Source organism: Brevibacterium sp. ZH18, from assembly GCF_022748595.1.
GTDB lineage: Bacteria > Actinomycetota > Actinomycetes > Actinomycetales > Brevibacteriaceae > Brevibacterium.
Window position 1 is genome coordinate 69,841 of sequence record NZ_JALDSX010000013.1, and the last position, 15,434, is coordinate 85,274.

8 protein-coding genes are annotated in these 15,434 nt (G+C 62.4%); 2 read left to right on the forward strand and 6 right to left on the reverse strand.

Annotated features, from left to right (window positions below; all coding sequences use genetic code 11):
- Positions 1-29: 29 nt before the first annotated feature.
- The 6 genes from MPN20_RS07330 to MPN20_RS07355 all read right to left on the reverse strand — a co-directional run bounded on the left by MPN20_RS07330 (position 30) and on the right by MPN20_RS07355 (position 12,220).
- Positions 30-1,127, reverse strand: a complete 1,098-nt coding sequence (locus tag MPN20_RS07330) for a sugar transferase (protein WP_242780846.1) — start codon at positions 1,125-1,127, stop codon at positions 30-32.
- 213 nt (positions 1,128-1,340) lie between these two features.
- Entirely contained in the window at positions 1,341-4,025 is a 2,685-nt protein-coding gene (locus MPN20_RS07335) for a helix-turn-helix transcriptional regulator (protein WP_242780847.1), read from the reverse strand.
- 241 nt (positions 4,026-4,266) lie between these two features.
- On the reverse strand, positions 4,267-5,511 hold the full coding sequence (locus MPN20_RS07340; protein WP_242780848.1) for a hypothetical protein: 1,245 nt from the start codon (positions 5,509-5,511) through the stop codon (positions 4,267-4,269).
- 71 nt (positions 5,512-5,582) lie between these two features.
- A complete protein-coding gene (locus tag MPN20_RS07345) occupies positions 5,583-6,665 on the reverse strand; it encodes an ATP-grasp domain-containing protein (RefSeq protein ID WP_242780849.1) in 1,083 nt (360 codons plus the stop codon).
- Positions 6,666-6,950: 285 nt separating this feature from the next.
- Positions 6,951-9,608 (reverse strand): LuxR C-terminal-related transcriptional regulator, encoded by a 2,658-nt coding sequence (locus MPN20_RS07350; protein WP_242780850.1) that lies wholly within the window; start codon positions 9,606-9,608, stop codon positions 6,951-6,953.
- The gene (locus MPN20_RS07355; protein ID WP_242780851.1) at positions 9,605-12,220 is read right to left on the reverse strand and encodes a LuxR family transcriptional regulator; all 2,616 of its coding nucleotides are present in this window, start codon (positions 12,218-12,220) and stop codon (positions 9,605-9,607) included. The genes MPN20_RS07350 and MPN20_RS07355 overlap by 4 nt, the downstream gene beginning before the upstream one ends.
- A 717-nt stretch (positions 12,221-12,937) precedes the next feature.
- Here MPN20_RS07355 and MPN20_RS07360 point away from each other — a divergent pair.
- A complete protein-coding gene (locus MPN20_RS07360) occupies positions 12,938-14,131 on the forward strand; it encodes an acyl-CoA dehydrogenase family protein (protein ID WP_242780852.1) in 1,194 nt (397 codons plus the stop codon).
- Between the two features lie 109 nt (positions 14,132-14,240).
- On the forward strand, positions 14,241-15,389 hold the full coding sequence (locus MPN20_RS07365; RefSeq protein WP_242780853.1) for an acyl-CoA dehydrogenase family protein: 1,149 nt from the start codon (positions 14,241-14,243) through the stop codon (positions 15,387-15,389).
- Positions 15,390-15,434 lie beyond the last annotated feature (45 nt).

Below are 15,434 nucleotides of genomic sequence, written 5' to 3' on the forward strand. Positions count from 1 at the left end.
CGCCCAGTCCCCATTCACTGCCGCTCTCGTCATCTGCCTGCATCCGCCCTCGGGAACCCGGATACCGCCGGAATGCTCCGGCGCACCTCGGCCGGCGCGTGGTCACGTGGGATGAGACGGGGCCAGGCAGCGTTGACGGCCTCGTCCGGCCACAGCCTGCAGACCGCGAGGATGGAGTCGACCTCCGGTGTATGTCCGAATTTCAGCTGTTCCTCTGGGTCCGCGATCTCCTGGAATCCGACCTCTGTCAGTACTGAACGATCCGCGCTGTCAGCGCGCAGCGCACACACAGCGAAGTCGGCCTCGGTCGCCCGTGACCGATTCGTCAGCAGTCTCACGACCTCTCGTCGGACTTCGATGTCCGGTGCGGCTGCTGAGCAGTCGTCGAATCGGAGCAGGAGCGATTCGGCGCTCAAGACTGATATCTCGCAGCATCCGATCTCGTGTCCGGCAGTGCTGCTCACCGCCCATGTAGTGATGGTCTCGGTCCGGGACCTCTGGTCGAACACCAGCAGTTCCGATTTCAATGTGCCGCCGAAATTGTCAGCTGTCACTTCGCCTTCCTGGCTGATTCCATCAGCGCGGAGCACAATCGCAATTGTGCTAATGAGTATGCGCAGGTCGAGACCGAAGCTCACTGCATCCACATATTCGACGTCAAGATCGAATCTGTCATCCCAACGCACGCGGTTACGTCCGTTGACCTGCGCCATTCCACTCAGCCCTCCGCGCACCTCATGCCGACGGCGCTGCTCGTCCAAGTAGTGGGGCAGATAGCGGATGGGCAGTGGCCGCGGACCGATCAGGCTCATGTCGCCGCGCAGCACGTTCCACAGGCTTGGCAGTTCGTCCAAGCTGCTCGACCGCAGCAGTCGGCCGAAACGAGTCATCCTCTGGCCATCGGAGACGAATCCCCGCTCAGGATCGACGTTGCGCATACTGCGAAATTTCCACAGCCGGAAGATCCGTTCGCCTTTCGTCACTCTCTCCTGGTGGAAGAAGATCGGCGCACCGAGAAAGAGAAGGATCAGGATGCAGATGACGATGAGGACCGGCGAGAGGACGACCAGTGCAACCAGAGCGCTGAGAAAATCAAGCACCCTTTTGACGACGTGGTATCCGGTCATCTCACTGCTCCCGGTCAAGTAGGACGGTTCTGATCGCGACAGTGCCGGGACCCTGGCTGCATGGTTCACTGCTGAAGCTCGTTTCGTCAGTCAACATGGTGACGCGCTCCTCACTCTCTTCTGGTTCTCAGGCTAGGCATGCACGGCGCTGCTGCCTCTCGTCCTGCTGCAGGCTTGCGGGAGACCGTTGAGTTTCTGCGGCCTCCTTCGTGTTCAGGCCACGGGGAGTCCGGAACCATTCGCCAACCGAGCGATGAGCCCAGTTCGCGAGGTGACGTCCAACTTGCGGTACACAGAGGTCAGCCGGAGTTCCACAGTGCGCAGCGAGACGAATATCCGCAGTGCGATCTCCCGATTCTTCAGCCCTTCGCGCACCAGATCGACGACCGCTCGTTCGTCCGCGCTCAATCGGTCAAGCAGGCCGTTGCACACCGGCTCCACATGAGTCTCTGCATGTTCTGGCCGGGCGGCGTCTGCCAGGTGGTCGGAACCGACTTCACGGAATATCCCCACCGCCAGACGGGCCCGCTCGGCGGCCCCTGCATGGGCACCAGAATCTGCCAGCCGTCGGGCCATCACCAGCAGGGTTACACCCTTGTCGAACTGAGAGTCACCCGGACGCCACGAACCGAGCAGCCTGCCCATGGCTTCGATCCCCGCACCATCGGGAAGCAGGAGGATACGAGACCGCTCGAGCGCCAGTTCCGCCCAGCGAGACGGCGCTCTCTCGACTCTGCCGTGGAACACCCGGACCAGCATTCCTGCGTGCTCTCGCCGCCCTGTCGCGATCAGAGCCTCGATGAGATCCGGCTCGAAGCGAATGACATTGGGGTTGAGCTCACCCGAGGCCAACTCTTCGCAACGATGCAGGTGGCGCACCGCCTCGGCGGGAAGACCCATACGCAGCAGATAGTTCCCCTGGATCGCATTGAGTTCGGCCACAAGACTGAGGTTCTGGGATGCTACGGCGTGCGCCGTCAGCGCTGCTTCGACAGTCTCCGCATCACTGGCCCGTCCCTGGGCAAGGAGGCTCCAGCACTGCAGCAGCAGCTGACGATCTCGGCGGATCAGTCCACCGGATACGGCCGAGGACGCGAATTTATCGATGAGCGCGATGGCCAGGCCGATATCGCCCCGGCGAATCGCGATCTCGGCGCGCACGTACCTGGCCTGTGTGTCCCAGATGGTCTCCCGCGCCCCACATGTGTCCAGGCAGTCCAGCGTCGCGAGAGCCGAGTCGTAGTTCTCAGCTGCCATCAGCCCTATTGAGAGCAGGAGCAGGCAGACCGGATCTGAGTCTTCGGCCGCATCGAGCGCCCTGAAGTCCTCTACCGCACGCTCGTCATGACCTCGCCCGCATTCGAGCAGAACGTCCAGAGAGCGGTACAGCCGCGTGGATCGATCGTCGAAGTGAGCGCGCAGACTGCTCGCGTTGTCCAACAGTTCGTGCGCCTCGGCCGTTTCCCTCCTCAGCGCATGGCACAGGGCGATGACCAATTGCAGATGGGCCACCTCGGCGGGCGCCGTGGTCACTTCGCTGCGGCTCCACTGATTGCGCAGACGCAGGGGGACGGACTGCTGGACAAGGAATTCGGCCCACACACGCAGCGTACGAGCTCGGACGAGGACTCTCACGTCCGCGCTTCGAGCAGCATAGGCGAGGTAGCGCAGTGCGAAGTCGATCTGCCCGAGGTCGATCAGACGCGCGGCGAGATCATTCAGAAGCGTGGAGATCGGTCCGAGCTCCATGCTGAGTGCGAGAGCTCGTTCCGCGAACTCGATTCCGGCCCAGTCCAGTCCTTCCGAAACCAGTGCGCAGGCATCGGCGAGAAGCTGACGCGGAGTCTCCTCCGTGGCATCGATGAAGGACCGATGCCAACGGTTGAGTTCGGGGTAGCTCTCCTCGCACCGCTGCGCGAGAAGCGAGTGACCGGCCAAGCGCTCGTCAACACTCAGCGTCCGATGTGTGCAGACCCGAGCCAACTCCTCCGAGAAGCGGCAGTACACACCGTCCTTCTCGACGGTGCCCCGGGCTTCAAGCTCCGAGAACCATTCCTGTGCTTCCCGAGACGCTCCGAGAACGGCGGGCCGTGGGGACAGCGGCGCCAATGACATGAGGCCCAGCAGCACTTCGGCCTCATCGCCGAGGTCGTTCTTCGCGACCGAGACCATCCCGTCAGCATTCGGCCCCAAACGCAACGGCAGGTCCAGCGCCTGCGATCCTTCCATCTGGTTAGTAGGCAGGCGTTCGAGCAGCTGACGCAGAGCCGACGGTCGCCCCGAGGCGGTCCGCACTGCCACAGCGGCGACCCCCGCGGCTACCCGTCCAGAAGTCAGCTCGTCCGCCAGCTCGAGCATCCGGCTGTCGCTCAGGTGTCGCAGCTCCACGCACGGAACACCGGCCAGCAGACTCGTCGGGGACAGCGCACCGGTCGAGACCGCGATCTTCAGACTACTTCCCGCCATGCGTCGCAGCATGTGACCGAGGACGAACTGCGAGGGCTGGTCCATCGCATCGGCTCCCGGGACGATGACCAGAACTCCCTGTTCCGATTCCATGCTGCCGATCAGCCTCGTGACCTCGTCCGCAATCACGCGAACCGAGTCCGGGTCGTCGGACTTCTCCGATTTCAGCCGGCTCTCCAGCTCCGTCGATTCGAAGTTCCCGAGTTCGAGGGAGCGCAGCGAGGCGAGAACGATCTCCAAGCCCGTATAGGTCCGCGCAAATTCCGTCTGGCCGTTGGGAACTCGGATGACCGGCACGGTCGACTCGGCTTCCAACGCCTTGAGGATCTCATCACCACCCAGACCCGGTGGGCTGATGACCGCAGCCGCACTGTGACGATCGAGAAGGTTGCACAGCTGATCAAGCTCGGCGCGACGAATCAGTGCCTGCATGATGAGTTCCGCCCAGCGCCTGAATCATCGTCGTTCCTCAGCTGCGTGCGCAGCGGCCTGTTGTTGTCCATGCCCTCATGATTCCGTCACCGAGAGCACTCAGACAGGTGGTCATGCCCGGACATATTCCAGTCAGTACTCAGTCACGACGAAGACAGCACTGGTTCCGCTACTCAGTCGAATTCAGCTGACGTCATCACGCTCTCACCAGCGTCAGAGGACGCGATTTCGCTGCCGCAGACTATGCGGGCGAAGCGGCTGTCGGCGGCAGTTGCCCGTCTGCCCACAGATTGCCCTGAAGGTAATCCTCGACGTCACCCGCGCGACGCACAAGCGTCAGCTGATTCTCATGGAGGACATAGACGGCAGGCGGAAACTCGATGAACGACGAGCCGTACGACATGGTGTACGCCCCCACTCGTCTGAAGACGATCCGGTCCCCCTCGACGAGCTTCGGCGAGTCCTTCAACACCATCAGCCGGTCGTCCTCCATACAGGTGAAGCCGGCGATCACCTGCTCAGGATGACTCGTTCCCAGAGCCGCCTCGGTGTCGATGTCGTAGACGGCCTTCTTTCGGAAGAGAGGATCGATGTCGGTCCTGCTGGTATCGGTGATGACGAAGCGCTGTCGCCCGATGTCCTTGGTATCGAGCACTTGCGCATGAAATTCCACCGGATTGGCGATCACCGAGCCCCCTGGTTCGATGACCAGCTGAGTGCGACCGACGTCGACGACCGCAGCGAGTTCGGCATGAATGCAGGAGATGTAGTCGTCGAACCCCGTCGTGTCATTGAGACTCCCGAAGAAGCCGCCGCCGATATCGATCCAGTCCAGGTCGAGATCGAGCTTCGCGATGATCTTGGCGGCGACTCCGGCGGCCGCTCGATACACCTGCAGACTCTTCGTCTGGGAATTCCGATGCATGTGAAGGCCGACGACAGTCGCACCTGCAGCAGACAGTTCCACGATCGCTGCCTCGAGATCGCCATTGTCGAAGTCGAAGCCGAACCGACTATCGGCACCGATCACGGTGCTTTCGCCCGGGCACAGTGCTTCGAGGTCCCAATTGACTCTGAGCCCGACACGCACATCCAGACTAGAGTCCTCCTGGGCCAGCTCCGCAGCCCACCTGATCTCTCGTTTGGAGTCGAGGTTGGTCAGTGAACCGTTGCGCAGTGCGGCCCGAAGGACTGCACGGCTCTTGACTGGACCGTTGTACACGATCTGCTCCGGCGCGAAGCCGAGTGCCCGCACCAGCCTGTATTCAGAGTCCGAGACGACTTCGGCCCAGACTCCCTGTCGTTTCATATAGGTCAGCAGCCAAGGCAGTGGGTTTGTCTTCACGGAATACGACATGACGGAATGAGGCCAATGTTTCGCCAAGGCATTCTGGAATCGATTGACCAGAAGGTTGAGCGCCGATTCATCGATGACGAAGGCCGGTGTCGGCGGACCAGTGATCCGAGGATGTTCTATGGAGTTCATTACTGCCTTTCCAGTGCGAGTTCGGACGCTGCAGTCGACGACACTGCTGTGCCACCGCGCTCGCCCACCGCCTATGTGTGTTCAACTGAGGTGGAAGAGTCGTTGCCCTCCCGGGACCCGCGAGCTGTCACGCGAGTTTCCTGATACTTCGCCGAGATGACGCCCGACTCGTATCGATTCCACCCCTCGTCCACCGGGATTCCGAAGATCTGGCCCATGTAGTAAAGCGGAACGTCAGCTCCTGCCAGATGCACGAATGGATACCCGCCGCCGAATCGAGGATTGATATCGATCACCGAGGCCCGGCCCTGATCATCGAGGAACATGTCGACATCGATGAGCCCAGACAGCCCGGCGGCACGGGCGATCGTTCCCGAGGCTTCTCGGAACGGTCCGGGGTCGACTGTGACGGCCTTGTCCGTCTCACCGGCGCGCATCCGCAGCTTGCGGCGCGCGAACACCCCCGTGAGCGGGCCGGGGTCCAACAGGCTCGAGACGATGTCCACGCCGTATTCGCTGCCCGGCATCTTCGGCTGGACGACGACGTCGTCCCGAGGATCTGTACGATCAGCACGCCATGGAACACTTCTCGCAGAATTCGCCACAGCCTCGTCGACCGTGCTCCGGGTCGCCACCGCCAATCCGGAGGAACGACTGCCGAAGCGGTGCTTCACCACGAATTCGTCGCTCTCTCCCACATCTGCGAGAAGGCTGCCCAGATCGCTCCCCCTCACCGTCTTCGGCGTCGGAACGGCAACAGCTTCGAGCATCTGCGCCATCCGGAGTTTGTCGGCACAGCCGACCTGCCATGCGGCAGACACCCCGGGAACGAAGACCCCGCGGTCACGCAGCGAATCCGCGATTCCGGTGTTCACATGGAGTTGCATCAACTCATAGTCGTTCGCTGAGAGGAAGAGCCTCGGCTCGACGTCGTCAACCAGGCTGAGTATCTCTTCGCCGTAGCCTGGGTCGGTGTATCTCGGCAGCAGTCGGGTCTCATCACCATAGGACGCAGCAGCACTCGAGGGGTCGTTCTCAGCGACGATGATTCGCCCGTTGAGACCGAGCGTGTCGAATGCGGCACGAAACCAATCAATGAGATAGAGACGTCGGCCCGCGGAGCCGATCACAATCGTCACAGATTCAGCGCTCATGTCGCCCTCCTAAATTCGGCGTCCCGTTACCCCGGGATTATCGGACAATTACCCCGCACCGAAATGCACAGCTGCCGCAATGACACGAATATCCACTCGGAATGACGTATTCAGTTCGATTTCAGAAGTCACTGAATTTCATCCCGATGCCCCTCATAGTAGTTTCACTACACCCGCCCCATGAGTGGGATCCGATATCTTTGCGGTTTCCCGAAAACAGTTTGCGAACCGCTTCGATCGGTCCTGCTCCGCCCGCATCCGCCCGAACTCATAGACGGTGTGAGACTAGAGGTTCTCGGACTCCTGCTTCGCGGCACCGACAGCTTCGATATTCAGCCGCGCCAGAGCCTCGGCGACCTGATGACGACGGGTGACTCCGAGCTTTCGATACAACCGGTAAGCATGCCCTTCCACTGTCCTCACCGCCGCTCCGAGCACGTCAGCTATCTCCGCATTCGACATTCCTTTGACCAGAAGACCGCAGATCTCTCGCTCCCGTTCCGTCAGCTCGACGGTCTGGTCGTATGATCCGGGCGAGAAGGGTACGCTGCCGCGGTGGTGAAGTCGGTCCTTGGCCATCTGCACACATCTGGCAGCGACATCCGGGGCGGACGAGCGTTCGGCATCAGCGATCCTCAGCAGCGCCTCTGCGTCCTTTGCCCACAGCGCCTCCCCCACTGCTCCGAGAATTCGGAATGCCGGCCCCTCACCCAATGCGGCGATGCGACGCATCTCGTCAACATCGACTTCCCCGAGGTGGCGAAACAGCAGATAGCGGATCTGTGCGCTCAGACCGTATGCCTGGTTCCGATCCGCATCGTCAAGCATCTGCCGCAGCTGCCTCTCGGATTCCGGATCGGAGGTCCGCAGCCACCGGGAGATGAGGGTGAACACCAGTGCCCGTCTAGGTTCGATGTGCGAGCCGGAGAGCACGACATCGTCGAACCTGGCGTCGAAGTCCTCTGCCATGTCCGTCTCACCGCTGAGCGTGGCCACGTACTGCGCCACACCCAGCGCCGAGCCGAGTAGGGAGAACTGCTTCCAGTGATCGAGAGCCTCGACACCGGCTCGAGCCGAGCGTAGGGCCGCGTCCAGGTTGCCCTCGAGCAAAGCGATCTCTGCCTCCATCATGTCGCTGGTCCCACTTTGAGAAGCGATATGGGCGATATCGCTCGACTGCGGCAGCTGCAGTGACCGCCGAGCGGCCGTCAAGTCGCCGTGCTCCATCAGCACCCGAGCTTCGAGCATCCTGATGACCATGGTCCCCATCCCCAGAGTGGAGAGTTCGCGTCTCACCAGGGAGAGAATCTCATCCGCGTGCCCGACCTGCCCCTGCTCCAGTTCGAGGGCCCCGCAGAGGAGTGCCGCCGCCATCCGGTACACACCCGGCAGAGCAACATCGAGAGCCTGTTGGCGCAGCCGCTCCCTGTCCTGCTGACCGTGAGTGCTGACAACGGATTCGACCGTCTCCAGCAGAGTTCTCGCTGTCGCGTCGTCGAGAGCTTCAGCAGGACATCTCTTCGCCGCCTTCTGATCGACGCCCTTTCCGTTCAGGTGACAGTTCTCATCGATGCAGCAGTCGCGCTCGGGTGCGGTCAGCCTGTCGAGGGCCGCCGTGAAGTCGGCGGCTTCGAGTGCCACTGACCGGCGTGTGATCTGCCGGTTGGCCCAGAGCACTGCTGCGGTGACGACGAGCCCCCGGCAGCGTGCCTTGTGCAGACAGTGAGCAAGCAGATCGAGACCCAGCGCCACCTGTCCGACATTGCAATAGAGGCACGCCAATTCGTACAGCTCCGGCGCGCTCAGCCGATCAGTCGGAACATCGGACATGATTCGCAGAGCTCGATGCCAGTCAGCTGAGTCGATTGCGGTCATCGCAGCATCGATGACCTGCCGTTCGTCTACGGCAACTCCACATCCCAGTGCCCATTCCGTCCTGAGCATCCGAGACCGCGGACCGGGATGGTCCGGATAGTCGCGGACTATGCCGTACCACTTCCGGCTGCGCCCGATCGGGGCGCTGTATCGCAGCGTCTCCGACGCATGGTGTTCACGTGCGACGTAGACCCGAGCGGTATCTCCCAGGATGCGCAGCTCACCCACGTCGACGAGGTGGTCGGCTGCTGGCCCGAGTCCGATCGACATCATCAGATCGATGTCGATCTCACCGGCCATGACGACCAGCTCAAGAGCTTCCTTCTCCTCCGTCGAATACTGGTCGAGGTCGACGCGTGCGAAGTCCCGTGCCCGGACGTCGAAATCGATGTCGAGTCCGTCGAGCACCAGGACGCCCTTCCGTGACAGCAGGCGATTCTTCCTTCGGCAGTATTCGAGGAGCTCCAGCAGCTTGCCTGGATTGCGTCCCGAATGGAAATCGATGATGTCGATGGCTCCCTGTGCGGCGATCCCTCCGAAACTGCGCTCCACCGCAGTCCGCAGATCCTCTGGGGCGAGCGGCTCGAGCATCATCTGCGCAAGCACCTGCTCGTCGACCAGGTCGGCGAACGGCCAGACTTCATCACCGGCGGAGTGGCGGGTCGTCGCCACCAATCTGATCGTGCTGGCGGCAGCGAGCTGAGTGAGCATGCGGAGACTGTATTCGTCGAGGAAGTGCGCATCGTCGACGAATACAGTCGGCACCTTGGCATCCCCGGTCATCGCCGATATGACTCGCCTCTGCAGGCCACCCGGTTCGTCGAGGTCGACGATCATCCCGAAGACGCCGAATGGAATCTGGCTGAGCACCCGGTCGGCACGCAGCCAGTGCTCCTTCCCGCCTCGGCGCCCATGCACCTCCTTCGCCAATCGCGTCTTCCCCATGCCGACATCTCCCTCAATGAGGATGCCGACCATGGACGAATCAGTCAGCGATTCCTCAATGATCCGAAGCTGGTCCGCACGGCCGAAGAGCGGTGGGGGTCCAAATGGCCGTTGCCGAGTCATGCCAGACTCCGTGCGATCTGATTGAGTTCGTGACGGTCGCTGACGTGCAGACGTCGATAGAGACGGCCGAGGTGCCACTCCACTGTCCGCACCGAAAGATGCAGCCGAGCTCCGAGCTCGGAGTTGCTTGCGCCCTCGGCCACACCGGCCACCAGCTGCTTCTCAATCGCGGAGAGCATCCCCCACAGATCCGCACCACCGGCATCGAAAGTGATCGCGCGCAGACTCGAGTCCAGCAGCATTCGCGCTTGTCTGACGGCAGCCGAATCCCGGTTCTGCACAGCCCTGGAACGCGCTGAGCGTGCCAGATCAGCGCACATCACGACAGCGCCGAAGCTCAGTGCTTCATCTGCGGCGGCGATCACCGCCGCATAGTCATCGCCGAGGCAGGCTTCGGCAACCGCTGATGCCAGACGCCCGAGATCGCCATCGATGTTCTCTGCAGCGCTGCGCAGGTCCAACTGCGCCGCTGAACTGCCGTGTCGGCTCGCCTCCATCCAGGCATAGGCGGCCAGAGTATGGGCTCCCCGCCCCGCAGCCTCGGCACCGAGGCGGTGCATCTGGTCGGCGATCCCTGCAGGGCCGCCCAGCGCCTGGGCCTCGAGTTCGAGCAGATCAGCAAGATATTCCGAGCACCAGTCGTAATCGGCGCGCGGAACACCACGAATCGACTCCAAGTCACCATCGGCCGAACTGCGCCCTGTCCGTTCGCCCTTGCGAGCTCGGGCAACCCGATCCTCGGGCACCGCTGTCGCAGGACGCCGAGTCGACGTCTCTCGCATCTGCTGCAGCCCTTCGGCCAGGTGGAGGGCTGCCTGCATGAGAGCATGGTCGTCGCCACGCTCGGGACCGTTCGACTTGACCGTGACGAGAGTCTGCTGCGCTCGTGCGATGTGCCCGGTCCACAAATCGACGAGAGCTGCGGCAATGGCCGAATCAGCGCGCAGGGGAGTCAGTCGCTGCAATGTCGTGCGAGCACGTTCCCAGTCTCCGGCCAGATAGCGGCCGATGAAGATCTGCGGCGCAGAGTCCTCCACTTCGAAGCTGGTCGTATCCGGCAGGTCGAACATCATCTCGGCCTGAGTCAGGTACTCGAGTCCCCGCTCGATGCGGCCGTACATGATTTCGATTTTTCCCAGAAGCGAGCAGGCACGCTGTCGGTGACGGGGCAGACAGTCGCGATTGCGGAAGACCTTCTCAGACAACTTCCGTCCCTCTTCCAAACGCCCTCCGCGCACGTCGAACTGAGCCCGGGTGACATCCAAGCGGCCTGTGTCGACGACGTTCTGCAATCGGTCGCGAACCCACTCGGTGCGCAGAGTGTGCGGCTCGCGCGGGTCGGTCAATCTCAGTTCGAGGCACGCCAAGCGGGAGAGATATCGGTCGCTCTCCTCCCCCGCCCGGGGTGAGGAGACCAGACCATCGACGATCAGCTCTGCCTCGACCGTGTCTCCTCTGCCGCGTTCCGCCCGCGCCAATTCGAGGTGGATCTCGGGGTCCTCAGAGTTCGAGCTACGCAGCAGGTCGATCGCGGCGACGAAGTCTCCCCGCTCATTCGCCCACATCGCGGCACCGAGAACCTTGTCTGAGTCAACTGGGACTCCCCAGTCCTGCGTCCATCTCACCCGCCCGAACAGCGCAGCCCCCACAAGGGGAATCGTCTCCAGAATCGGAGTGATGTCCCTGAGCAGCTGCAGACTCTGCGATGGCCGAACGCCGTCACGCAGGCTCTGAGCGACCGCAGGTTCGACCACCGACACCTCGGCGTGCCTGCCTCTGGTGATGCTGATGATTCCGCGTTCTTCCAGATTGTCGAGAAGCTCCGGCTCACACATGGTCTGCAATGCTTCGTACGGCAGTGCCCCGGCCATGGCGATCAGTTCAAGGATCCTCTTCTGAACCGGCACCACATTCCACAGTGCACGATGGTCGGCTCCGCGCCGGGAACCGGCGCTCGCTGTCCTGCCGACGATGAGATTCCTCAGCATCCGGGGGTTGCCCTGCGACTTCTTCCTATAGGCGGCAATCGTCCTATCGTCGAGCTTGTGCCCCGTTTCCCGGGCGATGGCGGCGATGGCTGCCTCGTCCATCCCCTCAAGATCCGTGCGCACGACTCTGCCGGCGGTCCACAGCGCCGCCAGCAGATCGACCGGAGGCCTGATCGTTTCGGCCGCGGCCACCAGTTTGATCCGTCCAGCGGCAGTCAGCTGAGAGACGATCGACAGAGACTGTTCATCGACTCGATCTGCATTGTCGATGACCACAACCGGAGTGTGCCCGCGATCGAAAATGCGACTGATGATGGACAGTGCCGCACCACCCGACGCGATCTCAGAGGTCTGCTCGGCTTCGCTGGAAAGCAGAACCTCGAAGATGCCCAGTTTCCGGGAAGCGATCAGGCTTGAGCCGCGGAAGCGGAAGACGGGCACGTCGGGATCGACGGTCGCGGCGACACCGTTGATGACCGTGGTCTTTCCCATGCCGGACGCACCGATGACAAGCACACCGCAGACGTCAGGATCCGCGAGGCTTCGGGCGATCTCTGTGATCTTTGTCTGATTGCCGCCCTGCGCGGCTCGTGCGGACTGAAGCGGAGCTGTTTCCGATTTCACTGCGGCGTGCCCGCTTGCTCGGACTTCGTTCCCCGACCAGCCGACCGGACCGGAGCGGATCCGCAGCGGCGCGCGAATTCCCCCACCACAGCCGCAGATGCAGGTCCAGAGGCAATTCGACTGTTCCGCACCCGGGGACGAAACTCCCGATGGCGCAAACGGCCACCGACCTCGAGGAGAGACTCACACAATTCGCCTGTGAATGCGCGACAACTTTGGGACACGATATCCATCCCGTTCACTTCTCTCAAAATGAGCATATCGAGCGCGCAGTGGAGGAATCGCTCGATTATGCGACAATATCTGTTGTTTTTGCTTATCCAATCGCTGCCGATTGATGGAGGGGTACTGTTCTGATATTAGATCCGATTCACGGCAGGACACAGGCCCAGCAGGGCAATGTTAAGGATTTGTAACATTCCTGGTGACCGATTGTCACAAAACGGTAATACTTCAGGCTTTTCACATTCCAGGCGCGCGGATCCCCTCCTAGGCACACCTTCCGCGGATCCCCTCCCAGGCACGCCTTCCGCCGGATCCGATCGAATGTCGGCCTTCTTCTCGGGCGATCAAAACCCCAATGCGCATCGACATTGCAGCATCGCCCTAACCCCATGACCGACTGTCCCTGCCGACACTTGCCCGCGACTACTTGTGACCGTGAACACCGAACCGTACTATGGAGTTAAGTTACCGAACGATCAATAAGGAGTTCTCATGGACACCCTTCTGAGCGCTGAGGAGCGCGAGTTCGCGCACCAGATGCGCCACTTCTACCGCAACGAGATCCCTGAGGAGCTCCGCTTCAAGGTCGCCACAGGCCAGGAGCTGAGCAAAGAGGACATGGTCACCTCGCAGCAGATCCTCAACAAGAACGGCTATGCCGTTCCCAACTGGCCCGTCGAATGGGGCGGCCAGGACTGGACTCCGGTCCAGCGTCACATCTGGCTCGAAGAGATGCAGCTGGCCTGCGTCCCGCAGCCTCTGCCCTTCAACACTTCGATGGTCGGCCCGGTCATCGCGACCTTCGGCAGTCAGGAGATCAAAGAGCGTTTCCTTCCAGCCACAGCGAACATCGACATCTGGTGGTCCCAGGGCTTCTCCGAACCCAACGCCGGCTCGGACCTCGCCTCGCTGAAGACCACTGCAGTCCGCGAGGGCGACAAATACATCGTCAACGGCCAGAAGACGTGGACGACTCTGGGCCAGTACGGCGATTGGATGTTCAACCTCGTCCGGACCGATCCGAACGTGAAGAAGCAGGCGGGCATCTCCTTCCTGCTCATCGACATGAAGACGCCCGGGGTCACCGTCCGCCCGATCCAGCTCATCGACGGCGGACACGAGGTCAACGAAGTGTTCTTCGACAACGTCGAGGTCCCTGTCGAGAATCTCGTCGGCGAAGAGAACAAGGGCTGGACCTATGCGAAGTTCCTCCTCGGCAACGAGCGCACCGGCATCGCCCGCATCGGCGGTTCGAAGGTCAACGTGGCTCGCGCCAAGGCCTACGCCGCGGTCACGAAGACCGCACGGGGCACGCTGCTCGACGATCCGCTGTTCTCCGCTCGCCTGACTCGCATCGAAGCTGAGCTCACCGCACTCGAGATGACGCAGCTGCGGATCCTCTCGACGCAGGCAGCCGGATCGGACAAGCCGGACCCACGCTCTTCTGTGCTCAAGCTCAAGGGCTCACAGCTGCAGGAGGACATCAGCGAACTCCTCGTCGACGTTCTCGGACCGCAGGGTCTCGACTTCGTCACGGACCGCGTCCAGGGCGAAGGACTCTCCGACCTCCCACTCGGAGCCGTCGACGCTCTGCCTGCATACTTCAATACCCGCAAGGTCACCATTTACGGCGGTTCGTCCGAGGTGCAGCGGGGCATCATCTCCAAGGCACTGCTTGGTCTCTGAGGCGACAGCTGAACTCACCTCCCACGACGGGCAGTCGCAACGACGACGCATTCGCCCGGTCGCGACGATGAGTTCGCACGAACTTCAGGACACTTAGGAAGAGGACGAAATGGATCTGGAACTCAACGACATTCAGCAGGAGCTCGCCTCCACGCTGACCAAATACCTCCGCACCGAATACGACACCGCGACGCGCGAAGCGATCCTCCACAGCGATGAGGGCATCTCCCGCGACCAGTGGAACCAGTTCGCAGAGATGGGCCTGCTCGGTCTGGCCGTGCCCGAATCCTACGGCGGAGCGGAAATGACCTTCGCCGAGGTGGCTGTGGTCCTTGAGGCCTTCGGTCGGGCACTCGTGCTCGAACCGTTCCTCGCCACCGCCGTGCTCGGCGCGAATGCGGTCCTCGCGGCCGGCAATGAGGAGCAGAAGCAGGAGATCCTGCCTGCAGTCTGCGAAGGCAGGACCTTCCTCGCATTTGCCGCACTCGAGCCCGGACTGCGCTACGCGGTCGACGCCCCGTCCACCACCGCCTCGGCGGGTGCTGACGGAACGGTGACCCTGACCGGTGAGAAGAACAGCGTGCTCGGCGGCGACGTCGCCGATCACTTCATCGTCACGGCCACCGAGAACGGCAGCCTGGGCCTGTTCCTCGTCGCCGCCGACGCCGACGGCGTCAGCCGCGCCGCCCACCGTCAGGCTGACGGCCTGGGCAGCGCCAGCGTCCGCTTCGAGGGCGCAGCCGCTCAGCGACTCGACTCTGCCGACGCGCACGCCGTCGTCGCCGAGGTGCTCGACACCGCCAACGCCGCGATCATGGCCGAGGCCGTGGGCGCGATGGAAGCCTCGCTGACGATGACAGCCGAGTACTTGAAGACCCGCGAGCAGTTCGGTGCTCCGATCGGCACGAATCAGGCCCTGCAGCACCGGGCTGCCGATCTCTACGCCGAACTCGAGTACGCCCGCAGCATGGCGCTGTACTCGCGCCTTGCGGTCACCTCCGAGGAGGTCGGCTCCGAGAAGGACCGCCACCGCGATGTCATCGCCGCGAAGATCATCATCGACCAGACGGCACGCAACATCAGCCAGGAGTCGATCCAGATGCACGGCGGCATCGGCATGACGATGGAGTACCCGATCGGGCACTACGCGAAGCGCCTGACGGTCATCTCACGCACGTTCGACGATGTCGATTCGCTGACTGCCGAGCTCGGCGAGATCGGCGGCCTCATCGAACCGCACGCCGCCGACCTCAGCTGAGGAAAGCCGGCTGACGAAGCACTGCTTCGCTCACCCAAGCGCCGA